Raw genomic sequence first — 23,476 nt, forward strand, 5'->3', positions numbered from 1 at the left:
ACGCCGGCCTGCCGGCCGGGCACGCGGGGGCACGGCAGCGCCGTGCCGCGCGGCGCACGCCCATGCCGCGCGCCGCGCCCCGGAGGACCTGGCGCATCCCCTAGGGAGCCCGGACCCCGAAGACGCAACTCCCGGTGTACGCACGGCCGGCGTCTCCCACCGCCGTGGTACGGCAGGTGTCAGCCACGGGCCGACGACCGCATGGCACCGCGCCACGGAGCCTTGGCGCATGGAAGGCTCCCGCTCCCCGCTCGCCCTGCGCGCGGCCGCGCTCGACCGACGGCTGGTCACCCTGCTGACCGGCATGGCCCTGATCCGGCCGCTGTGCTCCATCACCGGACTGACCGACGCGCTCGGTCGACCCTTCGCCCCGCTGGCGTTCACCGTGGCCATCTCGCTGGCCTGGGTGCTGATCGTCGCCCGGAGCAACGCGCCAGACCCGTTGGGCACGCTGGTCGCCGCAGGGCTGTGCTACGCCCTGGCCGCCATCGCGCTCAGCGGCGTGCTCTCCCCGCTGCTGGACGGCGAGTTGGAGGGGCCGCTGGCCCGGCCCTTCACCATCGCCCCCCTGCTCGCGGTGAACACCCTCTGGGGCGCCGCCTGCGGACGCGCCGCCGCCGCCCTGCGCGACCGACGCGACCGACGCGATCGGCACGTTCGGTGCGATGGCCGGTGACGCACGCCGGAGAAGGCTCCGTCCCGCTCCCACTCCCCTGTGTCCTCTCGTCCCCCTCGTTCTCACTCTCCCTTCCCGCCCTTCCCGGGCAGCCGCCGCGAGGCGAGCAGCGCGATCGCGCCGACCACCAGCAGCACCATGACCGAGTTGGCGCTGATACCGCCGTCCCCGTCGTTCGACTCGCCGTCGCCCGAACCCCCGGACGCACCGCGTTCGTTCGCCCCCTCGTCCGTTCCCTCCTCTCGCGCGCGGTCCTCGGCCGCGACGCTCTCCGGCAGCAGCTCCCCCTCCAACTCGATCGGCTCGACCCGACTGCCCTCCCCCTCCGAGCCGAACATCAGGTACCGCCCACCGGTGGCGAAGGTCACCGACTCCCCCTGCTGCTGAAGCGGGACCCGCACCCGCCGCTCCAGCCGTTGGGGCATCCCGTCCTCGCCCCAGGCGAACATCCTCGCCGCGAAGTAGCCACGCAGCAGAAGCCTGCTGCCATCCGGCGCGAACGCCCCGTCGGTCACCTCCAGTTCGATGTCGGCCACCCGCTCAAAGACGTTAACCCCCGCCTCTGACAATTCCTCGGGACCGGCGTAGAGGCCGCCCTCGCCGTCCCCGTTCTTGCTGGCGATATAGACCCGGCCCGTCGCCGGATGCACCATCAGGGCCTCCGCGTCGCGCGGTCCGTCGGCGTACTGGACGGTGTAGACGGTCGGCGCGACCGTGGCGTCCGCCAACTCGGCCGGCTCGGGCAGCCGGTAGATCCACACCTCCGGCCACTCCCCGCCGAAGTTGTCGCCGATGTCCGCGACATAGAGGTCGCCGTCGGGCCCGAGGGAGATCGCCTCGACGTCCCGGGCGGTCACGCCCTCCAGGCTGACCGTGGCCCGGGTCTCGCCCGTGGTGCCGTCCACCGCGTAGATCCGGGCCGCGTCGTCGCTGTCGTTGTGCGTCCAGTAGACGTCCGGGTGGCGTGAACTCGCCGCCAGGCCACTGGACTCAGTCAGCCTCGGGTCGGCCAGGGTGAACTCCGCAGGGCCATCGTCCGACTCCCCGTCGTCCGCCACCGCGACCGGCGCGACGCCGGCCCACACCCCCACCACCAGGCAGGGAACGACGAGAACGCGCGAGATCCAGGTGGGCATGGCTCCAAGGGTGCCATCCTGCCGAGGGGCCCGGCGCGCCCGCCCGACGCACCCACCCCGCCCCGCGCGCCGTTCCGCGACTGACCGGGAATCCAGGGACCATTGCGCCGGGAGTGACGGCTTTCTACGCTCAGTGCCCATGAGCGGATACGGACCGCCCGGATACGGGCAACAACCCGGCCAGGGGCAACCCGGGCAGGGGCAGCAGCCCGGTTATGGATACCCGGGCCAGGGCCAACCAACCGGCCCACCCACACCACAACAACCCGGCTACGGCCACCAGCCCCAGTACGGCCAACAGCCGGGGCAGCAGGGCCAGCCCGGCCAACCCGGTCAGCCGCAGCAGCCCGGCTACGGATACCCCGGCCAGGGACAGCAACCCGGCGCCGGACAGCAGCCGCCCGCCTGGGGCGCCCCCGGTCCCGCCGTTCCCCCGTCGTCGGGTGCGGCGTTCCCGGGTCAGGTCTACATCATCGGGATCGTCGGCTCGGCCATAGCCGCGCTCGCGTCGTTCTTCTCCTGGGTCGAGGTCTCCGGTGACCTGATCGCGGAGGGGGAGGCCGACGGCATCCGGGGCACCTCGGGGGACGGCATCTGGACGCTGGTCCTCGGCATCATCGCGGTCGTGCTCTTCGTCGCCGCCAAGGCGGCCAAGAAGCCGGTGCTCAACGCGGCCGGCGCGGTGCCGGGTCTGTTCATTCTGGGCATCGCGGCGCTCAACATGTTCAACACGGAACGGCTCGCCCGCGCCGACGTGGAAGACGAGATGCCGATCACCGACGCGCAGTGGGACGAGCTGGCCGCGAACTTCGAGTTCGCGCCGGACGTCGGCCTCTATCTCGTCACGGCCGGCGCCCTGGGCGCGTTGACGGCCGGCATCCTGGCGGCGACGCAACTGCGCAAGAGCTAGCGGCGGTTGAGGGAACCGCCGGGGGGAGACGGCTCAACTTCCCACCCAGAGAAGGGATATCGAGCCGTCGGTGGGGAACGATCAGGAACAGTCGCTCGTCCAACGCACGTGCATCGGATTTCGGACGAAGCGGAAAGTCCGTTCCGGATGAGGACGACTTTCGGCGGATGACTACATCTGCGCAAAGATAAAACGCGCATAAGCGGTCTATCGGTCAAGCGGGTTGCATGGGTACTCCCCTGTTCCTAGCGTCTCCCGGCATGAGTGGATACGGACAACAGCAACCGGCCGCATACAACCAGGGCCCCTACACCCCTCCCCCGGCGGCACCCCTCGCCCCGGCGCTTCCCCAGCAGATCCACATCGCCGGCATCGTCGGCAGCGCGCTCGCCGCGCTGGGCTCGATCCTGGCGTGGGCGTCCGGCGAGGCAGAGGGCGTGTCCGGCAGCACCAAGGGCCTCGAAGGCGATGGCCTCTGGACTCTGCTGCTGAGCATCGTCGCCATCGGCCTCTTCGCCGCTGGCATGGCCACCAAGAAGGTCGTGCTGTCCGCAGCGGCTGCCGCTCCGGCGCTGATCGTTCTGGTCTTCGGCTTCCTGAACTTCCTGGACCCCGAGCGAGTGGTCCGCGCCGAGGCGGAGGGTGAGGGCATTCCGTCGGAGATGATGGACGAGTTCCTCAACTCCATCGAGATCTCCGCCGGGTTCGGCATCTACCTCGTACTCCTCGGCGCCCTCGGCGGCCTCGCCGCCGGCGCGTTCGCGGCCACCAAGCTCAAGAAGTGAGTTGCGGTTAGCACTCGTTAGCAGAAGCAACAGGCCGGGAGTCGCCCCACGACGGAACGTTTACCGGGCGCACTCCACGAGTCGGTCATCACACGTGTGGTGACCGACTTTCGCTTTCCCGGCCCCCGGGACAGGGCGGCGGCGCGGGCCCTTGCCTTGAGCACACTCCAAGGCGTTTGCTTACTGAACATGAAGTACACACAGCTGGGACGCACGGGGCTCAAAGTCAGCCGACTGGTTCTGGGAACGATGAACTTCGGGCCTCTCGCTGACGAGGCGTACAGTCACTCGATCATGGACGCCGCGCTCGATGCCGGCGTTAACTTCTTCGACACCGCGAACGTTTACGGGGGTCCCAACAACCGGGGCCGCACCGAGGAGATCATCGGTACCTGGTTCGCCAAGGGCGGCGAACGGCGCGACAAGGTCGTCCTGGCCACCAAGGTCTACGGGAACACCACCAACGGCGACCAGCCGCCATGGCCCAACCACGACAAGCTCTCGGCCGTCAACATCCGTCGGGCCGTCGACGCGAGCCTCAAGCGGCTCGGGACCGACCACATCGACGTCTACCAGTTCCACCACGTGGACCGGAACACCCCGTGGGACGAGATCTGGCAGGCCATCGACGTCCTGGTGCAGCAGGGCAAGATCCTCTACGCCGGGTCGTCGAACTTCGCCGGCTGGCACATCGCCCGCGCCAACGAGGCCGCCGCGCGGCGCAACTCGTTGGGCCTGGTGAGCGAGCAGTGCCTCTACAACCTGGCCGAGCGCAGCGCCGAGATGGAGGTCATCCCGGCCGCCGAGGGCTACGGCCTGGGCGTGATCCCCTGGTCCCCGCTCCAGGGCGGGCTGCTGGGCGGCGCCATCCGCAAGGAGCGCGAGGGCGGCGCCTCGCGCAGCACCGAGGGACGCTCGGGCCAGGCGCTGGCAGACCCGACCCTGCGTGCCAAGGTGCAGGAGTACGAGGACCTGCTGGAGAAGCACGGCATCGCGCCCGGCGACGCGGCGCTGGCCTGGCTGCTGACCCGGCCCGGCGTGACCGGCCCGATCGTCGGCCCGCGCACCAGGGAGCAGCTGGACTCGGCGCTGCGCGCGGTCGAGTTGGAGCTGAGTGACGAGATCCTCACCGAGCTGGACCGGATCTTCCCCGGGCCGGGACCGTCCCCGGAGTCCTTCGCCTGGTGACCCCGCCCCGGGCGGTGACTCGTCCGTCGCGTCCGTCGCGCCGGCCCCTCGGCGTCCGCTTCGGTGTCTCCAGTCGGCCCGTCGGTCCGCTTCCTTCGGGAAGGGAACCGGCGGGCCGCGCCATGTTCCGGGCCCGGAGTCGCCGGCGGCGGCACCCGCGCCGGTCACCGCACCCGGCCCGGGCGGCGGGCGCCGGCGCGCGTCAGCCGCCGAGGGCGGCGGCGACGGCGACCACGGCGAGGATCAGGACGAGGGCGGCGCTCACGATGCGGGCTCGGGTCTTGGCGTTCACACCAACCACGGTACGCCCAGCTCACGACCGCTTCATCACCGCTTCATCGGCCCTCCAACGGCCAGCTGGCCTGGGTGCGGTAGCGCGTCCCGCCGGCGCCGTCCGCCGCGTCCTCGCTCCGCATCAACACCAGCGAGTCAGCCGTCCAGGCCACGCCCTCGAAACCGGCCAGCCTGGCCAGCCAGTGATCGAGGTCACCGTTCCGGTCCCGGTTCCGGGCGAGGGTCAGATGCGGCCGGTAGGCGTCGTGCACCGTCCCGCCGGGGGCGCCGGCGGCGCGGCCCGCCCCCGCGCTGGCGAACGCCAACCTGGTCAGCGGCTCCAGGTCCCCCGCGACGCCGGCCCACAGATGCCGCCGGCCGAACGCGCCCCCACCGACCAGCCGCAGCGAGAACGGCTCGACATCCCTCGCCACGTCGGCCAACCCCTCGTACAGCACCGGCAGTTGGGCCCCGTCGGTCTCGCCGAAGAAGGCGAGGGTGATGTGCCAGTCCTCCCGTTCCGCCCAGCGCAGCCGCTCGCCCGACGGATGGCGGCGCAACGGGCCGATGGTGTCCGCGAGTTGGTCAAGCGCCTCGTCCGGCGGCAGCAGCGCCGCGAAGGTTCTCATGGCGGCTCATGATAGGGACGGCCACTGACAGTCGCCGGAGACCGTGAGACGCTGACCAGGCCACCTAGGATGCCCGTTATGAAGATCAGACCGGGCGGGCCCGAGGATCTGCCGCTGGTGTTGGGGATGTTGGACGGCGCGGTCGCCTGGCTGGTGGCGCGCGGCCACACCGGCCAGTGGGGAACGGAGCCGTGGTCCGCACGGCCGAAGGCGCGGGCCAAGGTGGAGCGCATCCTCACGGAGGGCGCGCCCTGGATCGCGGAGATCGACGGCGAACCGGCCGGCACCCTGACCCTGACCACGGGCCCCGGACCGGAGATCCCGCCGGCCGACGAGCCCGAACGGTATGTGCACCTGCTGGTCACCGACCGCCGCTTCGCCGGCCGGGGCGTCGGCGCCGCACTCCTGGCGCACGCGGTCGAGGAGACCCGGCGCGTGGGCGTGGACCTGCTCCGCGTGGACTGCTACGCCGGCAACGAGGGGCGCCTCGTCGCGTACTACACCGGCCAGGGCTTCACCCCGACCGAGCCCTTCTCCGTGGGCGACTGGCACGGCCAGGTGTTGGCGCGACGGGTGCTGCAGGGGGACGGCTGAACGCTCAGCGGAGCATTGTCAGTACGCTCAGTTAACATCGACCCCATTCTTCGGTTACTCTTCGTAGTAGACGAGCTGCGAGGCGCAACGCACAGGGGGTTGGACGATGTTGAGGCAGCTGCTGAGCAGGGTGAGCACGGTGATGGGCCGTGTGTCACGGCGGATCGCACGGCTCGGAAGGGCGTTGGTGCGGTCGCTCGCGCGTGGCGCGGCGCCCCGGCGCCCGGCCGCACCACCGCTAATGCGTCATCCCGAGTCCCAACAGCTCCCGGACCTCGGGGCGTTGGAGGAAGTTCACGCACCACGCGAAGTGCCCGTCGTCGCCGGCCGAGGAGTAGACGGTGGCGGTGGCCAGGGCGTAGGCGGCGCGATAGGTGAGCAACGTCTCCCTGGGGTACCCGAGTTGCCCGGTCATGGTGACCAGCAACGCCTCGTCGTGCCCCCGCGCCTCGGGCCCGTACATGTCGAAGAAGCCGGCGGCCGTGGCGGCGTCGAAGGCGTTGTCGCCGGCCGTGCTCAGAAAACCCCAGTCCAGCAGCCCGACGACCCGACCGTCGTTGTCCACAAGGATGTTGGGCGGGCAGATGTCCCCGTGCACCACCCGCGCCGGGCCGTCCGAGGTCGGCAGCGCGCGAAGCCGCGCCAACACGCCGGCCAGCACCGCGTCCTGCCCGGCCCTCCAGTCGCCCCCCGCGTCAGCGCCCGGATCGCTTCCCGCACCGGCACCGGCACCAGCCCCGGCAACCGGACCGGTGGCGGCACCCACCCCGGCATCGGCAACCGGACCGGCATCGGGCCCGCCTCCGTTGGCGCCCGGCCGCGCCGTCGCCCCGGACAGCGCCCGGGCGAAGGCGGTGCGGCCGGCCGTCGCGCGGCGCTCGACGAGGGCGGCCAGCGCCTCCGGCCAGGAGGAGTGCCCGGCCCACAGCGGGGCGGCCTCGCCCAGCGCGGGAAGGGCGCGGGCGGCCGGCCCGGCCGTGGTCGTGCGGAGCGCGGTCACCACCTCGACGACGGCCGCGTGCCCCGCCGCAGGCCCCAGCCCCGCCTCGCTCAGCGGAACGCCGGGCAGCTCACGCTCCACGGTGACCACCAGTCCGTCCCGTTCCCGCACCGCCACGGGCTCGGGAGTGGCGAACGGCAGCCGCTGGGCGGCCAGTTCGGCATGAAAGGCGGCGAACCGCCGCGCCTCGGCGGCGGTTCGCCCGTTGCTCCAGACCTTGCCGACCAGCCCGTCGGCCAGCCGGTACACGGTCCCCTCCATCCCCTGCCCCAGCAGGGCGAGGGGCCGGAGGCCCATCGCGCGCAGCACCCCGACGGCCGTTGGCGGGCCGCCGTCCGCCGGTGGTTCCTCGCTGCCCGGCGGCGGCTGCTCGCCGCCTACCGCCGCCTCGCCAGCGCCCGCCGCGCGGCCACCGGCGGTGGCCGGCCCCAGGCCACCCACCGTCGAAGCCCGGCCGCTGGCCGACGTCCCGCCGCCCGGCGGCGGCCAAGCGCCGGCGCCAGCGCCGCCGTCCCGAACGCTCGGGCCACCCGGGTCGCTCATGCTGCTCGGCCTCATCACGCCCCTCACGCTACCCAGACCGCTGACGCCACGAGCGCCGGTCGCGCCACCCGCAACGCCTACGCCGCCGGGCGAACCGCCGCACCGGCGCCGGCCGTCGCCTCGTCGGGCTCGCGCGGCACCAGGGCCAGGCCCCGGTTTCCCGCCCGCAGGCTGATGCGCAGCCGCAGTCCGCCGATCCTGGCGAGGATCAGGGCCACGCCGACGGCCGCCGCCAGGCAGACCAAGCCACCGCTGATCAGGCCGACCCGGGCACCGAACGCGTCGCTGAGCCAGCCGACCAACGGTCCCCCGATCGGTGTGCCGCCGACGAAGACCATCATGAAGATGCTGATGACCCGGCCCCGCATCGCCGGATCACTGGAGATCTGAATGGTGGAGTTGGCGGTCACCTGGAAGGTCATCCCGGCCAGACCGATCAGCGGCATGAGGACGGCGAAGGTGACGAACGTCGGCGCGGCCGAAGCCACCAGCAACAGAGAGGAGAAGAGCGCGGCGGCGGCCACGGTGAACCGCATCCGGCTGCTGCCGCGCCTGGCGGCCAGCAGGGCGCCGACCACCGAGCCGGCGGCCATCAGCGAGTTCAGCAGGCCGTAGGTGCCGGCGCCCGAGTCGAAGACCTGGTCGGTGAAGGCGACCAGCCAGATCGGGAAGTTGTAGCCGAACGTCCCGATGAAGCCGACCAGCACGATCATCCACAACAGGTCGGGCCGACCGCCCACATAGCGCAGCCCCTCCCGCAGCTGACCCCGGCCGCGAGGCACCCGCTCGGCCGGGTTCAGCTCGGAGGTGCGCATCAACATCAGCCCGATGATCGGTGCCACGAAGGAGAGGCCGTTTGCCAGGAACGCCCACGCACCACCGACGGCGGAGATCATCACGCCGGCCACCGCCGGGCCGATCAGCCGGGCGGACTGGAAGTTCGCCGAGTTCAGGGAGACCGCGTTGCGCAGCAGGCGCGGGCCGACCATGTCGGAGACGAAGGTCTGCCGGGCCGGGTTGTCGACCACGGTGACCAGGCCGACGATCAGGGCCAGGACATAGACGTGGTAGACGTTCACCACATCCGTGAACGTCAGCGCCGCGAGGGTCAGGCCGGTCAGGCCGAGTGCGACCTGGGTGCCGATGAGCAGCTTGCGCTTGTCGACACGGTCGGCGAGGACGCCGCCGTAGAGGCCGAAGAGCAGCATCGGCAGGAACTGGAGCGCGGTCGTGATGCCGACGGCTGCGGCGGAGCCGGTCAGTTCGTGGACCAACCAGTCCTGGGCGATGCGCTGCATCCAGGTGCCGATGTTGGATATCGCGTTGCCGAAGAAGTGGATGCGGTAGTTGCGCACCCGGAATGAGCTGAATGTGGATACTTTGTCGTTTGCGGTCAGGGATGCGGGTGCGGAGCCTGCTCCGGGTCCCGGACTCAAGGGTGTCTCTCCTTAGTGCTGTTCCGTGCGTTCCTGCTGGGTCCTGCCGGCCGTGCCGGTCCTGCTCGGTGGTGCGGGTCCTGCTCGGTGATGCGGTTTGGGGGTTGTCCCGAGGCGGTGGTCTCCCGGGGCGCCGCCGGGGGCGCGCTACAAGTGGGCGAGCTTGTGGAGTACGGGTGCGGCGGCGCGGAGCGCTGCCCACTCCTCCTCGGTCAGCTCGTCGGCGAGCCCGGCCAGCCAGGCGTTCCGCTGAGCGCGGCTGGCGGCGAGCATCTCCTCGGCGGCATCGGTCGCGGCCACCAGCTTCTGCCGGCGGTCCTCCGGGTGCGGCTGGAGGGCGACCAGCCCGCGTTCCTGCAACAACGACAGGATGCGGGTCATCGACGGGGGCTGCACATGCTCCTTGCGAGCCAGCTCCCCCGGAGTCATGGCCCCACAGCGCGCGAGCGTGCCCAGGGCGGACAGCTCGGCGAGGCTGAGCGTGCGGTCGACGGAGAGGTGGCGCATCCGCCGGGAGAGCCGAAGCACCCCGACACGCAACGTGTTGACCGCCTCGGCGTCCTCCGGGCGATCCATCGCGTGAGGCATGAACACCACCGTTCGCTCATTAGCTTGCCTAACGAAATATAGGACGATCGGTGGCCGCTGTACATTCCTGGGAGCCACCGGAGTGAGCAACCCCACGCGTGGCCCGCTCGCGGTGCGTGCGCCGGCGAGGCCAGGGCGCGCTCCCGTGTGCCCGAAAGCGCGGGGGTACGCTGAGCCGGCGGACGGTTCACGGACACGGGAGGCTGGCGCGATGCGCTGGGGCGATCTGGCGGACGGCAAGCGGGAGGCCCCCGAGCCGCTCGAAGGCAACCCGGTCCGCACGGTGCTGGTCGGCACGATCGTGTGGGCCGTGCTGTTTGTCGTCCAACTCCCCTTCTACGGCTGGTTCGACGACAACGACCACCTCTGGTGGCTGTGGACCTGCGCCGCCGGCGCCGGGCTCGGCCTGATCGGCCTCTGGTACGTCCGCGCCCGCGACGCGGCGATCCGCCGCGCGGCGGAGGCGGAGCGCCAGGCCGCAGGGACGCCAGAGGCACCCGAGGCTGGCGAGGCGCCCGAGGCGCCGGGGAAACCCGGCGCACCCGAGGCAGGCGCGTAGCAACGCTCACGCGGCCGGCGAGTGACGGCCGGCGAGTGACGGCCGGAGCGCGCGGCGGAGGACGGGGGAGTTCACGGATGGGCGCTCGACTGCGGGACCGGGCCTTGACGGCGCTCGGGGTGGTCAGCGACGGCGGGAGCGACTCGCTGGAGTCGCGCTCCGGCGCGTCGGTCGGATCGGTGCGGAGAGCCGGCGGGGAACGCGCGTTCCTCAAGGTCGTGCCGGCCTCCGCCGGCGCGATGTCCCTGGCGAACGCCCGGAACGAGCTGCGTTTCTACCGGGAGCTTGCCCCCGTCGTCCCCGTGCGGGTGCCACGCCTGATCGACGGCTGGGAGGACGGGGACGGGGTCGTCCTGCTGCTGACCCACGCCGGCGAACCACGGGAAGCGGCGTCCTGGACGCCCGAGTTGTGGGCGACGTTGGGTCGGGACCTGGCGGCGCTCCACACGATGCCGCCCCCGGCGGCGGCCGGTTGGGAGCGTCCCGACCCGTTGTTGGCCGCGCTGGACGACCCCGACCTCCCCGGGATCACGGCGTTCTGGGGCGATGCGCTGCCGCAGCTCGCGGTGCTGCTGTCCAGCGCGGCGGAGTTCCGACGGCGCATGGAGGTTCCGCCCCCGGTCTTCCGACACGGCGACTTCCACACCGACAACATCACGCACCGGGGAGCGTCCCTCGTCTTCTGCGACTGGCAGACGGCGGGAGTGGGCCGCCCGAGCACCGATCTGGCGTTCCTCAGCGTGCGGACGACGCCCGGGGGAACGGTGGTTCCCCCGGCGTTCGTCGATGCCTACCTCGCGCACCGCCCGGTCGCGGTCGGCGACCGGGCGGTGTGGGAACGGGCACTGGTGGCCGAGGAGTTGGCGACGCTCCTGTGGCTGTGGCCGCCGTTCGCCGCGTACAACGACGCCGAGGGCATCGCCCGGGTGCGGCACCGCGCCCGGGCGCTCGCCGATCGCTTTCTGTACCCGAAGGAACGATCTCCGGACCCGACGGGCTGACCGCGCCCACCGCCGACCGGGCGCGGCTGGGAGGCGGGGCACTCAGGCGGGTACGGGTTCGGCTTCCGGTTCCGGGTCGGTCTCCGGCTCGGGGTCGGCCCAGATCACGCGGGCGCTGACCTCCGGCGCCCGCTGGAACGGCAGCAGCACCCGGTCAAGCGAGCGCAGTCGCATGATGCGCCGCCCGTCGTGGCTGATGACGTCGAACCGGCCGTCCTCCTGGCGCATCCCCCAGGCCGCGACCACGGCGTCCTCGTTCTCGCCGAAGACCTGCACCACGGCGAAGAGGCGCGGTCGTTGGCTCAGCGCCAGATCCCGCACCTCCGTGTCGAAGTCGATCCCCAGTTCTTCCCAGTCCGTCATGTCCCGCTCTCCCTCGGTGAGTTGGTCGAGCACCAGATGCTAGACGCTTACGTAAGCGTGCGTCATCACTCGAACGTGTGACTTCAATTCCCTTACATCAGAAGTAGGATCGAGCGCGAACCGGCACAACCGGCGTGATGCAAGGGGGCGTTACTCATGGCCAGTTCTTCGGCGCAGCTGCGGCGACTTGGGGCGGAGCTTCGCAAGCTGCGGGAGCGCAGCGGGCGGACACAGGGCGATCTCGGCCGGGTGGTGGGGCGAAGCCACGCCAGCGTAGTCAACTGGGAGCGCGGCAAGACCAAGATCAGCAAGTCCGATCTGGCCTATCTGCTCGCCGAGTTGCGGGCGCCGGCCGAGGTGCGCAAGGGCCTGGAGGAGCTGCGGGTGGCGGCCAACCAGGGCCGGTCGCCATGGGCCATGTTCGGGCTGCCGGACTGGCTGCGGCCGATCGTCAGCTTCGAGGAGGACGCGGTCGAGGTGAAGACGTTCGAGCCGGTGCTGGTGCCCGGACTGCTCCAGACCGAGGACTATGCGAAGGCGATCCATGAGACGGGGCGCCACAAGGTGGACCCGGAGTTTGTGGAGCGGTGGGTGGCGGCCCGGATGCGGCGCCAGTTGAGACTGGTCGACCATCGCCCGCTGCGGCTGCACGCGGTGATTCCGGAGGCGGTGCTGCACCTGACCGTCGGCGGGCCCAAGGTGCTCAAGGGACAGTTGGCCAAGCTGCATCGCATGTCCACGGCGGAGAACGTCACGCTTCAGGTGATGACCGCCGACCGTAACGGCTATGGCGGGGTGGCTACCAACTTCATGACGCTGCACTTCGAGGACCCGGAGCAGGACCCTCCGTTGGGCTGCTTCGACGGCCCGTTGGGCGGCTATATGATCAGCGACGAAGGCGATGTGGCGACGTTGGTGGCGATGTTCGACGATCTGAGCCAGATGGCCCTTTCGCCGGAGGACTCCACGGAGCTGCTCGCCAAGGCCCTTGCCGAGCAACCTGGATAAGGCACCCCTCCCATGACCGAAACGCCCCGCACCCCCTGGCGGACCTCCTCCTACAGCGACGCCGGCGGCAACTGCGTACAGGTGGCCGAGCTGGCGGACGGCACCATCGCCATCCGCGACAGCAAGACACCCGACACCGCCACCCTCCACTTCCCCCGCACCCAACTCACCACCTGGCTCCACACCCTCAAGCGGGCCTGAGGGCCGGCGGAACGAGGCGAGAGGCCCCGGTCGGGCGCGCCGTGTGCCCGACCGGGGCCTCGCGCCGCTGTCGACCGGACCATGTCATGCCGGGAGTTGGCCGGTTCGGACCCTTGTGGGTCGGTCTGCGCGATGCCACCCGTTGACGCCCCTTGATTACTCTGCGTAACCTCTCCTCGTAAGGCGCTCGTTCCTCGTGAGGAGGGGTCGTGGCACGTCCGTCTGACTGGTCCCCGGTGGACATGGACCGGGACCCGACTCCGGGGGACCCGGACGAGGTTCGAGAACTCGCCGATGACTTGCAGGAGTTCGCCGACGACGTCGGCGAGGCGCTCGGCAGGATCCGCAGCATGGCCTCCGAGCGCGCCATCCTCGACTGGGCGGGGCTCTCGGCGGACACCTTCCGCGCCGAGTTCGAGGGCGTTCCGGACAACCTGACCAAGCTGGAGGACTCCTACAGCCTGTGTTCCCAGGCGCTCCAGACCTACTGGCCCAAGCTCCAGACCGCCCAGGGCATGGCCGACCGGGCGCTGGATCGCGCCATTTCCGCCCAGGCCGATCTGGCCAGCGCCCAGGCCGCGTTGGGCGACGCCCAGGACTGGGTGGGCCGGGCCGGCGAGGAGGCCGAACGCCTCCAGCGCGAGGGCGAGCGGGACAACGTCGAACCCCCGGACGAGGCCGACGTCCGCGCCGCCGCGCGCGACCAGCAGGCCGCCGAGGCAGCCGCAGGCGCCGCGCGGTCCCGGGTCAACGACGCCGAGGAACGCCTCGCCGCCGCCCGCCAACTCGCCCAGGACGCCCAGGAGATGCGCGAGGAGGCCGCCCGCGTCTGCGCCCAGGGCATCGACGAGGCGTCCGACGCCGGCATCCAGAACAAGAAGTGGTGGGAGAAGCTCGTCGAGTGGCTCAGCGACGCCTGGGACGTCCTCGTCGAGATCTGCAAGGTGATCGTCGCGGTCCTGGGCATCGTGGTGTTGATCATCGGCGGCCCGCTCGCCTGGGTGGTGCTGGCGGCGGCCGTGGTCGTGTTGGCCGACACACTGATCAAGTTCGTTCAGGGCCGGGCGAGTCTGCTCGATGTCGCGTTCGCGGCACTCGACTGCATCCCGGGGATGCGCGGGCTGACCACCCTCGGCGGACTGGCGCGCGGACTGCGCGGCGGGCTCAACGCGGCGCGCACCGGGCTGCGCGGCATCTCCGGCGGCCTGCGCGGCATCGGCACCAGCCTCTCGCGCGGCGCGGCCAACCTCCGTGGCAACGCGGTGGAGTTGCTCAACCGGTTCACCTGCGGCGACCCGGTGGACGTGGTCAGCGGCGACGTGGTGATGCTGATCAGGGACGTCGAGCTGCCGGGCACGCTGCCGCTGGAGGTGGAGCGTTCCCATGTCTCCTCCTACCGCTGCGGGCGCTGGTTCGGGCCGTCCTGGTCCTCGACGTTCGACCAGCGTCTTGAGGTCGAGGCGGACGGGGTGCGGTACGCGGCGCCCGACGGGGTGGTGTTGGGCTATCCGGTGCCCGAGCCGGGCGTGCCCACGCTGCCGAAGGAGGGCCCGCGTTGGCCGTTGACCTGGGACGGGACGCCCGACGGCGAGATGGTGATCGACGTTCCCGAGGAGCTGCGGTCGCTGGTGTTCCGGCCGGGCGGGGGGCCGGCCTGGCAGGGGATGTTCGAGACGCTGATCCTGCCGATCGCCGAGGTGGTGGCGCGCGACGGGCAGCGGATCACGTTCGAGTACGGGCCCGAGGGCGCGCCCACCGGGGTGCGGCACAGCGGCGGCTACCACCTCGCCGTGGAGACGGAGGAGCACCGGATCACCGCGCTCCGCGCGCCCGCGACCGGCGAGACGCTGGCCCGCTACGGCTACGACCCGATGGGCCGGCTGGTCGAGGTGGTCAACTCCTCGGACCTGCCGCTGCGGATGAGCTACGACGGCGCCGGCCGCATCGCGAGCTGGGAGGACCGCAGCGGCAGCCACTACGCCTACACCTACGACGAGGAGGGGCGCTGCGAGCGGGCCGAGGGCTCGGACGGGTTCCTTTCGGCCACTCTCCGCCATGACCGCGAGGAGCGGGTGACCGTGGCGCTGGACTCGCTGGGCCACCCCACCGAGTACCGGTACAACGAGCGCGGCCAGGTGGTCGCCGTGACCGACCCGCTGGGCGGCACCACGCTCAGCGAGTGGGACCGCTACGACCGACTCCTCGCCCGCACCGACCCGTTGGGCCGCACCACCCGGTACGGCTACGACGACGAGGGCAACCTGACCTCGGTGGAGCGGCCCGACGGCAGCACGGTCACCGCCGAGTACGCGGGGCCGCGCCGGCCCACGGCGGTGACCAACCCGGACGGCACCCGGCACGAGCACAGCTATGACGCGCTGGGCCGGCTGACCGCCAGCACCAACCCGCTGGGCGCGACCGAGCGCTATGTCTGGGACGAGCGGGGCGGGTTGCGGGAGGTGGTGGACGCGGCCGGCGGCCGGCACCGGGTGCGGTGCGACGACACGGGGCAGCCGGTCGAGGTCACGGACCCGCTGGGCGGCACGATCCGCTACCGCTACGACCCGCTGGGCCGGCTGGTGGAGGTGGTCGATCCGGTCGGCGGGCGGACGGCGTTGAGCTGGACGCCGGAGCGCCGGCTCGCCTCCCGCACCCACCCCGGCGGCGAGACCGAGCGCTGGGAGTACGACCCGGACGGGAACCTACTGGCCCACACCGACGCGGCGGGCCGGGTCAGCCGGCACGAGGTCGGCTCGTTCGGCCGGGTCACGGCGCGGATCGACCCGGACGGCGGGCGGCGGGAGTTCGTCCACGACACCGAGCTGCGGGTCACCGAGATCATCGACCCGGCAGGGCTCGCCTGGAGCTACACCTATGACGCCGCCGGGAACCTGGTGCGCGAGACCGATGTCAACGGCCGCTCGGTGCGGTACGCGTGGGACGCCGCCGGGCAGTTGACGGAGCGGGTCAACGGCGCGGGCGAGGCGGTCGGCTACCGCCACGACCGGCTGGGCAACATGGTCGAACGGACCGGCCCCGGCGTCGCCGCCACCTTCGCCTACGACCCGATGGGCCGGATCGTGGCGGCGCGCAACGCCACCGCCGAGCTGGTGCTGACCCGCGACGCGCTGGGCCGGCTCGTCGAGGAGACCACCAACGGGCGGACACTGCGGCTCGGTTGGGACGCCGTCGGGCGCAGGACGCGGCGCGAGACGCCGTCCGGCGCGGTCAGCGTCTGGTCGCACGACGAGGCCGACCGGCCGACGGCGCTCAGCCTGGACGGGCACGACCTCGCGTTCCGGTACGACCCGGCGGCCCGGCCCACCGCGCTGTCCACCCCGGCCGGTCCGCTGCTGGAGCAGGCGTGGAGCGCGGACCATCTGCTGACCGAGCAGCGGTTCGCCGGCGGGCGCCGCGCCTGGGCGTACCGGGGCGACGGGGTGCCCACCGCGCTGAGCCAACCGGACGGCGAGGAACGGCACTTCGACCTCGACGGCAGTGGGCGGGTGCACGCCGTGCGGGACGCCGGGGGCGCCGCCCTGGAGTCCTACGCCTGGGACGCCTCGGGGAACGTCACCGACGCGGCCGCCGCCCCGCACGAGGTGCGCGGCACGCTGCTGCTGCGGCAGGGCGCGTTCGGCCATGTCCACGACGCCGAGGGCCGGGTGGTCGAACGGTTCCGGCACACCGCCGACGGCGCGGTCGAGGTCTGGCGGCACGCGTGGAACGCGGAGAACCAGCTCACCGAGCTGACCACCCCGGACGGCACGCGCTGGGTCTATGGCTACGACCCGTTCGGCCGGCGGATCAGCAAGCGGCGGCTGGCCGGGGACGGCAGCGAGGTGGAGCGCGTCGAGTACGTCTGGGACGACGCCGTGTTGGCCGAGCAGCGGATCGCCGTGCCCGGGCGGGCGGGTGGCGCGGGCCTGGCGAAGGGCGAGGGGCCGGGGTCGGGCGGGGAGCCCGCGCCGGGCGGGGAGCGGGTCACGACCTGGGAGTGGGGGCCCGACGGACAGCGGCCGGTCGCCCAACTGGACCGGATCGGGCGGCCGGCGGCCGGGACCGGCCGGGGCGGGATCGGCCAGCGGGAGATCGACGAGCGGTTTCACGCCATCGTCAGCGACCTGGTGGGCACCCCGACGGAGTTGCTGACCGAGGACGGCACGGTCGCCTGGCGCGCGCCCCGGGCCACCCTCTGGGGGCTCCCGGTGGCCGGACCGACCGGCGAACGGGCCGTGGACTGCCCGCTGCGCTTCCCCGGCCAACTGTTCGACGCCGAGAGCGGGTTGCACTACAACGTCCACCGCTACTACGACCCGGCCACGGCCCGCTATCTCACCCCTGACCCGCTGGGCCTGGTGCCGGGGCCGCACCACTTCGGCTATGTGCCCAACCCGCTGATCTGGCTGGACCCGCTGGGCCTGGCCGGCGGCATCGCCTATGTCCTCAAGGGCCGCGCCGGCATCCGCCGCGCCGAGGCCGACCTGCGGGCCAGCGGCTTCAGCGTGGTCGCCAAGGAGGTGCGCATCCAGGCCAACGGCGCGCCCGGCGTCAACGCCTTCGTCGACATCGTCGCCCGCAACCCCCAGGGCCAGCTCGTGCTGATCGAGGTGAAGAACGGCGCCCGCGCCCCGTTCACCCGCAACCAGCGCATCGTCTACCCGCGCCTGCCGCAGGCCGGCGGTACGGTGATGAGCGACCGGCTGGCCGCCGTCGGCGTGCCCAACGGCACGCCGATCCCCGTAGGCACCAGCGTGGGGGTCATCCGATATCCATAGCCACATCCAAGGGACCTGATGAGCCTCTCCGACGACTTCAACGCGCGGTTCGCCGAGGTCTTCGCGCCGCTGGGCTTCCGGAAGCGGGCCAGGGGCTACTTCTTCCGCAAGGTCAAGCCCGGGGTGCAGGCCGGGCTCTTCATGCCGCTGAGCCACGACGTCGAGACCGGGGAGAGCGGGGTGATCCCCAGCGTCGGGGTCCGCCACGACCCGGTGGAGCTGCTGCTGAAGAAGTACTTCCTCGACAGGCAGTTCGCCAAGTCCACCAACCTGACGCTGGCCGCCCCGCTCTACGCGCCCGAGCCGGGCGCCCAGACCGTCTGGTACATGGGGAACGCGGCGGATGTCGCGCGGACCGTGGACGAGTTCGTCTCGCTCTACGAACAGCGCGGGGTGCCGTTCGTCGAACGGTACGCGGACCCGTTGGAGGTCTGCCGCACCCTCCGCGCCGACCTGGAGTGGGACGGCGGGCCACGTTCCGCCGCCGGGCTGGTGCTGGCCGCGCTCCACGAGCCGGCGGGCGGGGGCGCGGAGTTGGCGGCCGACGCCGTCAGGGCGCTGGGCGCCGGCGCGGTGCCCAGGGGCGACCGTCTGGCCGGCCTGCTGCTGGCGCTGAGCGAGGAGACCGAGCTGGAGCTGACGGCCGAGCAGGTGGAGTCGCTGCGCGCGCTGGCGGGTCGGCCTTGAGGGCGTGGCGCCGGCTGCTCCCCGGCGCGTCGGCGCTGGCACTCCTGTGTGCGCTGGCCGCGTGCTCGGGCGGCGCCGAGCCGGTCGCCGAGACGCGGCCGGAGGCCACCTCGTCGGCGACGGAGGAGCCGCCGGCCGAGGAGTCCGACGCGTCGGCGGAGGAGGAGTTCGGCGCGCTGGAGGGCGAGTTCGACGCCCTGCTGGGTGTTCACGCGGTGGACACCGGCACCGGGCGGGAGGTCGCCCACCGGGCGGACGAGCGGTTCGCCTACGCGTCCACCTTCAAGGCCCTGCTGGTCGGCGCGGTGCTGGACGAGCACGGGGCGAACGGTCTCGACGAGGTGATCACCTACACCGCCGACGACCTGCTCGACAACTCGCCGGTGACGGAGAACTTCGTCGGCTCGGGCATGAGCCTGCGCGAGCTGTGCGCGGCGACCCTCTGGTACAGCGACAACGCGGCGGCCAACCTGCTGCTCGACGTCGCGGGCGGGCCCGAAGCGCTGGAGGCGTGGCTGCGTCAACTCGGCGATGACACCACGCGGATGGACCGTTGGGAGCCCGACCTCAGCGAGGGCATCCCGGGCGACGACCGGGACACCAGCACCCCCCGCGCGCTCGCCGCCGACCTGCGCGCCCTGCTCCTGGGCGACGCGCTGGGGGACGCCGAACGGGCGCTGCTGCGGGCGTGGATGGAGACCAACACCACCGGCGAGACGCTGGTCAGGGCCGGCGTTCCGGCCGAGTGGACCGTGGCGGACAAGAGCGGGACGGCCGGCTACGGCGGCCGCAACAACATTGCCGTGGTCTGGCCCGACGACGGGGGCGAGCCGATCGTGCTGGCCGTGATGTCCCGCCGCGACCAGCCGGGCGCCGAGCGCGACGACGCGCTGATCGCCCGGGCCGCGACCGTGGCCGTCGAGGCCCTGGGCCGCTGACGCGGCCGGCGGGGGCTCAGCAGGTGGCGCCGCCGGCGGGTGCTCGGCGGGCGGGGGCTCAGCAGGTGGCGCGCCAGGCGTCCAGCTCCCAGTTCTTGGCGAGCGAGCTGAGCCCCAGCCGCGTCGTCTCGGGGCAGAACTCCTCGGGCGCCAGCTCGTACTCCACGTGGAAGACCGGCTTGTCGGCCTCGATGAACGGGCTGAGCAGCCCGCACTCGTCGTGGGCGGCGCACTCCTCGTTGACGGCGAAGTCGAACTCCTCGACCAGCTGCGGGATCTGGTCCAGGTCGTTCTTCAACCCGACGGCCAGGCCGCGCTCGTGGGCCAGCCCGGCGACCATCCGGTTGAACGCCAGTTGGTCGTCGGCGGTCAGGGGGAAGCCGGTGTCGTTCTGGTAGCCGTCGAGGAGGTCGGGCTCCACCGCGTCGAAGCCCTTGTCCGCGCAGAGGTCGAGGCGCTCAGCGAGCAGCGGGCGCAGGGTGTCCAACGCGCGGATGTCCAGCCAGCGTTCGCCGGGCCAGCCGTTTCCCTCGCCCAGCAGCTCCTCGGGGAAGGCGTCGGCGTCGGGGCGGAAGTCCTCCCAGGCGCCGACGTTGACATAGCAGATGACCCGCACGCCCCGGTCGTGGAGCGTGGCGACGTCCTCGGCCGTCGTTTCGAAGGCGTCGATGTCGTAGACGTCGACGGGGAGTTCGAGGTCGAGGTCGCCGGTGAGCTGCCACTGCCAGTCCAGCCCGGCGGTCGGCCGCCACCACCCCGCCGGCTCCTCGTTCGCCTCCCCCTCGGCCCCCGCCCGCCCGTCGCCGCCCGAGCCGTCGCCCGAGCCGTCGCCCTCCGAAGCGGCCTCGTCCGAGGACGAGCAGGCGGCGAGCAGCAGCAGGGCGGCGGCGAGGACCGCGAGCGGGGCGCGGCTCAGTCGAACCATCGGGCGGTCTCCAACTCGGCCGCCCGCTCCGGGGCCTCCAGCAGCGCCGCCAGCTCGAAGCGGCGCGGCCACTGCCCGGTGGCCCAGGCCAGCCCGGCGGCCAGCCCCTCGAAGGTCGCGGCGTGCAGCACCCCCTCCGGGGTGAGCCGCCAGTCCACCTCCCGGCCGTCGATCACCAGGCCGTCATCGTGCTCCCGGTACTCCGTCGGGGTCGCCTCGCCCAGCAACTCCCGTGCGCTCGCCGGGACCTCGCGCCGCTCCCCGTCCGAGGGCGGAACGGCCGGCAGCGCCGCGCTCAGCGGCCGCACGTCCAGCACGGCCGCCAGGTCGCCGGCCAGCTCCGGCGGCACCGGCAGCAGCGGCCGGCCGCCGGCCAGCGGCAGCAGGTCGGGGGCGTCGGCCACCAGCACCTCGCCCGCGTCCACCACCCGCACCTCCCCGTCCACCACGGCCCGCAGCGCGTCCGGCAGCGTGACCTCCTCCGGGTCCAGCTCGGCCAACAGCCCGTAGAGGCCGTGGAGTTGCCAGGCCGAGACGGTCAGCTCAGGGTCGGCCAGGCGGGCCAACAGCTCGGCCGCGCCGCCCGGTTCCGCGAGCAGCGCGGCGGCCGTCGTCCGCACGCCCAGCGCGCGCAACACCTCGTCGTCGGCCTGCGCGGTGTCCGCGTCCTCGTAGAGGCCGGCCAGCAGCGGATCGCCGCCCGCCGAGCGCAGCCCGGCCGGCCGGCGGCCGTCCAACACCGGCGCGCCGCGCAGCCACCAGGCCGTGTAGGAACGGGCGGACCGCGCCGTGCCGTCCGGCATCCGCACCCGGACCCGCCCCGTGAGCGCCTCCCGCAGCGGGGAGCGGCCCAACAGCTCCAGCACCAGCGGCCAGCGGTCGTCGTCCACCAGCTCCAGGTCCCGCACGGCCAGCACCTCGGCGGCGACCGGCGGCAGCGGAGCGTCCGGCAGCGCGTCCAGCACGTCCTCGCACCAGACGTCGACCGAGTCCAGCAGGCCGATGTCGTCCGGCTCGGCATAGGGCCCGTCGCGCGGCTCCAACTCGTCCGGGTCCAGCACCACATCGGCCGCCCTGACCAGCACGAAGTCCGCCTGCACGCCGACGGCGGTCAACACCCGTTCGCCCCACTGCTCGGCCAGGTCGGCGTCGCAGGCGGCCAACTCGTCGGGCCTGATGACCTGTTGGAAGAGGCTGCCCGGATAGACCAGCTCGCCGGCCGGGGTCAGCTCGCCCGTCTCGTCGGGCAGCGCCAGCGCCGCCAGCCACGGCTCGTCGCCGGGGCCGAGGTCCGCCTCGCGGACCAACGCCAGGACCGTGGCGGCCAGTTCGGCGGCCGGCAGCGCGTCCTCGTCCCACACCTCCAGGTCGGCCGAGGCCGCCACCGCGTGCCGCACCTGCGGCGTGTCCAGCACCGCGCGGGGCGTGGCGGGGGCCGCGCCCAGCTTCTCCAGCAGCGGGTGGGCGGCCTCCGGGTGCGCCACCCTGAGGCCCAGCCGCCCCAACTCGGCCGGCTCGGTGCCGACGGTGGGCAGCAGCACCCGCATCGGGCCGATCGTGGTGCGGCCGTCGGCCAGCGGCACCGGCAGGCCGGTCAACAGGTCCGGGTCGACGCCGGCCAGCGAGTCGTAGAGCCGCCACCACCAGCCGGGCGGGCGCTCCACGCCGGCCAGCCGCTCGATGATCTCGCCCAGCGAGACCCGCTCGACCTCCAACACCCGCAGTTCGGCGCGGCGTTCCAGGCCGGCGGGGAGCAGCCCGGGGAACAGCTCGGAGAGCACCGCGACCGTCTCGGCGCCGGCCCGTTCCACCAGCTCGGCCTCGGTGGGGCGCAGCGCCACCGGCGGCTCGTGCTCCGCCGGCTCCTCGCCCGCCGCCGGCTCCAGGGGCTCCGGCGGGGCGGCGCCGGCCGCCGCGCTCGGCAGGAACGCCGTGCCGGGCAGCAGCTCCAGCACCAACTCCCGCAGCCTGCCGTCCAGTTCGCCACGGCCCAGCGGCCCCGGCACCAGCGCGAGGATCTCGGGCGTGACCGGCCGCCAGTCCGCCAGCAGCGCGGCATACGCCTCGGCGGCGCGCCGCAGCAGGAAGTCCGTCAGCGGCCCGGGCGCCACATGGCGGCGGGTCGGCTCCAGTGGGAAGCTGCCGATCAGCAGCGCCGGCAGGCCCAACGTGTCGTCGGTCGGGGTGGGGGCGTGCAGCACCGGCGCGCTGACCGGCGGCGCGGGCGCCCCCTCGGCGTCCACCGGAACGGCCCAGCTCAGCGACCAGTTGCGGCGCTCGCGTTCCTCCAGGGGACGGTCGGCCAGCAGCGCCTCGTCCGCCTCGCCCGCGAGGGAGGAGACCCGCCAGCGGGTGGACCGCACCGCGCTGCCGGCCGGTCCCGGCTCCTCGGTGATCTGTGTGTAGGGGCCGAACTGCCGCCGGGCCAGCGCCCGTTGCCCCCCTGGGGTGTCGAGGACCACCTCGCTCAGCCCGGGCAGCGCCAGCAACAGCGTGTCGTCCACGGCGGCCAGCAGCCGGTCGGCGAGGTCCTCGGCGGCCGCGTCGCGCAGCGGCAGGGTGATCACCGTGTCATAGCCGTCGGGAACGTCGGCCCCGGCGTGCGGCAGCGGCAGCCGGAGCAGCGGAACGGCGTGCCGCTCGCCCGCCCTGCGCTCCAACTCGGCGAGCAGCTCCGGGCGTTCCTCCCCGGCGGCGCGGGCCAGCTCGGTCGCCTCGGCGAGCGACCAGCGCACGCCGCCGCCGGCGCCGGCGATCTCCGGGCGGTCGCTGACGGCGAGAACGGCGGCGAAGCCGACGCCGAACCGGCCGACGCCCGCGCCGCCGCGCTTGGCCGAGGCGCGGAGCGTGGCGAGCGACTCGACGCCGGCGGCGTCCAGCGGGGCGCCGGTGTTGGCGGCCGTGAGCACCCCGTCGCGCAGGGTCAGCCGCAACCGGCCCGGCCGGCCGGCGCGTTGGGCGGCGTCGGCCGCGTTCTGCGCCAACTCGACGACCAGCCGGTCCCGGTACCCGCCGCGCGCGAGGTCCTCCTCGGCGTTGGCGTCCTCCCGGAACCTGGCCGGCGAGTCCCGCCAGGCGCGCAGGACACGGTGCCGCAGCCGCTCGGTCGCGAACGGGTCGGGCAGGCCGGAGTACGGGTCAACCGCGTGGTCGGTGGTCACGCCACCGACACTATCGCCGTCCACTGACGATGACGCCCCGGACCGCGTCTCCTCCGGCCCGGCGAACGGCCGCTGGACGGCCCGGCGAACGGCAGGG

Annotated in this window: 20 protein-coding genes; 12 read left to right on the forward strand and 8 right to left on the reverse strand. The window is 73.1% G+C overall.

Annotated elements, in window-relative coordinates:
- Positions 1–229: 229 nt before the first annotated feature.
- Positions 230–676: a hypothetical protein gene (locus tag EBN88_RS06260; RefSeq protein ID WP_199742275.1), complete on the forward strand. Its 447-nt coding sequence runs from the start codon at positions 230–232 to the stop codon at positions 674–676.
- 62 nt (positions 677–738) lie between these two features.
- Here the strand turns inward: EBN88_RS06260 and EBN88_RS06265 are convergent, their stop codons facing one another.
- Positions 739–1,812, reverse strand: coding sequence for a hypothetical protein (locus EBN88_RS06265; RefSeq protein ID WP_122182801.1), 1,074 nt, complete (start codon positions 1,810–1,812; stop codon positions 739–741).
- 139 nt (positions 1,813–1,951) lie between these two features.
- Here EBN88_RS06265 and EBN88_RS06270 point away from each other — a divergent pair, with 139 nt between their 5' ends.
- From EBN88_RS06270 to EBN88_RS06280, 3 genes are all read left to right on the forward strand, one after another.
- Positions 1,952–2,722, forward strand: coding sequence for a hypothetical protein (locus EBN88_RS06270; RefSeq protein WP_122182802.1), 771 nt, complete (start codon positions 1,952–1,954; stop codon positions 2,720–2,722).
- A gap of 260 nt (positions 2,723–2,982) precedes the next feature.
- Positions 2,983–3,507, forward strand: coding sequence for a hypothetical protein (locus EBN88_RS06275; RefSeq protein WP_122182803.1), 525 nt, complete (start codon positions 2,983–2,985; stop codon positions 3,505–3,507).
- A gap of 189 nt (positions 3,508–3,696) precedes the next feature.
- Positions 3,697–4,695, forward strand: a complete 999-nt coding sequence (locus EBN88_RS06280; RefSeq protein WP_122182804.1) for an aldo/keto reductase — start codon at positions 3,697–3,699, stop codon at positions 4,693–4,695.
- A 335-nt stretch (positions 4,696–5,030) separates the two neighbouring features.
- Here the strand turns inward: EBN88_RS06280 and thpR are convergent, their stop codons facing one another.
- The gene (thpR, locus tag EBN88_RS06285; RefSeq protein ID WP_122182805.1) at positions 5,031–5,597 is read right to left on the reverse strand and encodes an RNA 2',3'-cyclic phosphodiesterase; all 567 of its coding nucleotides are present in this window, start codon (positions 5,595–5,597) and stop codon (positions 5,031–5,033) included.
- Between the two features lie 78 nt (positions 5,598–5,675).
- Here thpR and EBN88_RS06290 point away from each other — a divergent pair, with 78 nt between their 5' ends.
- A complete protein-coding gene (locus tag EBN88_RS06290) occupies positions 5,676–6,191 on the forward strand; it encodes a GNAT family N-acetyltransferase (RefSeq protein ID WP_122182806.1) in 516 nt (171 codons plus the stop codon).
- A gap of 238 nt (positions 6,192–6,429) precedes the next feature.
- Here EBN88_RS06290 and EBN88_RS06295 read toward each other — a convergent pair whose 3' ends face one another.
- The 3 genes from EBN88_RS06295 to EBN88_RS06305 form a co-directional block, all read right to left on the reverse strand.
- Positions 6,430–7,734 (reverse strand): aminoglycoside phosphotransferase family protein, encoded by a 1,305-nt coding sequence (locus tag EBN88_RS06295; protein WP_147472665.1) that lies wholly within the window; start codon positions 7,732–7,734, stop codon positions 6,430–6,432.
- A gap of 77 nt (positions 7,735–7,811) precedes the next feature.
- On the reverse strand, positions 7,812–9,170 hold the full coding sequence (locus EBN88_RS06300; protein WP_122182808.1) for an MFS transporter: 1,359 nt from the start codon (positions 9,168–9,170) through the stop codon (positions 7,812–7,814).
- 147 nt (positions 9,171–9,317) lie between these two features.
- Complete coding sequence (locus tag EBN88_RS06305; RefSeq protein ID WP_122182837.1) at positions 9,318–9,758, reverse strand: MarR family winged helix-turn-helix transcriptional regulator; 441 nt, start codon at positions 9,756–9,758, stop codon at positions 9,318–9,320.
- Between the two features lie 211 nt (positions 9,759–9,969).
- Between EBN88_RS06305 and EBN88_RS06310 the strand changes: the two genes are divergently transcribed.
- Positions 9,970–10,317 (forward strand): DUF2530 domain-containing protein, encoded by a 348-nt coding sequence (locus tag EBN88_RS06310; protein ID WP_122182809.1) that lies wholly within the window; start codon positions 9,970–9,972, stop codon positions 10,315–10,317.
- Positions 10,318–10,394: 77 nt separating this feature from the next.
- Positions 10,395–11,318, forward strand: coding sequence for a phosphotransferase family protein (locus EBN88_RS06315; protein ID WP_122182810.1), 924 nt, complete (start codon positions 10,395–10,397; stop codon positions 11,316–11,318).
- Between the two features lie 42 nt (positions 11,319–11,360).
- On the opposite strand, the gene EBN88_RS06320 is transcribed toward EBN88_RS06315, so the two are convergent.
- Positions 11,361–11,681: a hypothetical protein gene (locus EBN88_RS06320; protein ID WP_122182838.1), complete on the reverse strand. Its 321-nt coding sequence runs from the start codon at positions 11,679–11,681 to the stop codon at positions 11,361–11,363.
- Between the two features lie 156 nt (positions 11,682–11,837).
- Here EBN88_RS06320 and EBN88_RS06325 point away from each other — a divergent pair, with 156 nt between their 5' ends.
- The 5 genes from EBN88_RS06325 (at position 11,838) to bla (ending at position 19,293) form a co-directional block, all read left to right on the forward strand.
- Positions 11,838–12,689, forward strand: a complete 852-nt coding sequence (locus EBN88_RS06325) for a helix-turn-helix domain-containing protein (protein ID WP_122182811.1) — start codon at positions 11,838–11,840, stop codon at positions 12,687–12,689.
- Between the two features lie 12 nt (positions 12,690–12,701).
- Positions 12,702–12,890, forward strand: coding sequence for a DUF397 domain-containing protein (locus EBN88_RS06330; RefSeq protein WP_122182812.1), 189 nt, complete (start codon positions 12,702–12,704; stop codon positions 12,888–12,890).
- Positions 12,891–13,099: 209 nt separating this feature from the next.
- Positions 13,100–17,668 carry a DUF6531 domain-containing protein gene (locus EBN88_RS06335; protein ID WP_147472666.1) on the forward strand — a complete coding sequence of 1,523 codons (4,569 nt, stop codon included), beginning with the start codon at positions 13,100–13,102 and terminating at the stop codon, positions 17,666–17,668.
- Between the two features lie 18 nt (positions 17,669–17,686).
- Positions 17,687–18,355: a hypothetical protein gene (locus EBN88_RS06340; protein WP_122182814.1), complete on the forward strand. Its 669-nt coding sequence runs from the start codon at positions 17,687–17,689 to the stop codon at positions 18,353–18,355.
- Positions 18,352–19,293 (forward strand): class A beta-lactamase, encoded by a 942-nt coding sequence (gene bla / locus EBN88_RS06345; protein ID WP_233580492.1) that lies wholly within the window; start codon positions 18,352–18,354, stop codon positions 19,291–19,293. Before EBN88_RS06340 ends, bla begins: the two co-directional genes overlap by 4 nt.
- A gap of 58 nt (positions 19,294–19,351) precedes the next feature.
- Here the strand turns inward: bla and EBN88_RS06350 are convergent, their stop codons facing one another.
- Positions 19,352–20,218 carry an endo alpha-1,4 polygalactosaminidase gene (locus tag EBN88_RS06350; protein WP_122182815.1) on the reverse strand — a complete coding sequence of 289 codons (867 nt, stop codon included), beginning with the start codon at positions 20,216–20,218 and terminating at the stop codon, positions 19,352–19,354.
- A complete protein-coding gene (locus tag EBN88_RS06355; RefSeq protein ID WP_233580493.1) occupies positions 20,206–23,379 on the reverse strand; it encodes a sacsin N-terminal ATP-binding-like domain-containing protein in 3,174 nt (1,057 codons plus the stop codon). The genes EBN88_RS06350 and EBN88_RS06355 overlap by 13 nt, the downstream gene beginning before the upstream one ends.
- Positions 23,380–23,476: the final 97 nt, after the last annotated feature.

This window comes from Streptomyces triticirhizae, from assembly GCF_003696235.1.
Lineage (GTDB): Bacteria > Actinomycetota > Actinomycetes > Streptomycetales > Streptomycetaceae > Streptomyces > Streptomyces triticirhizae.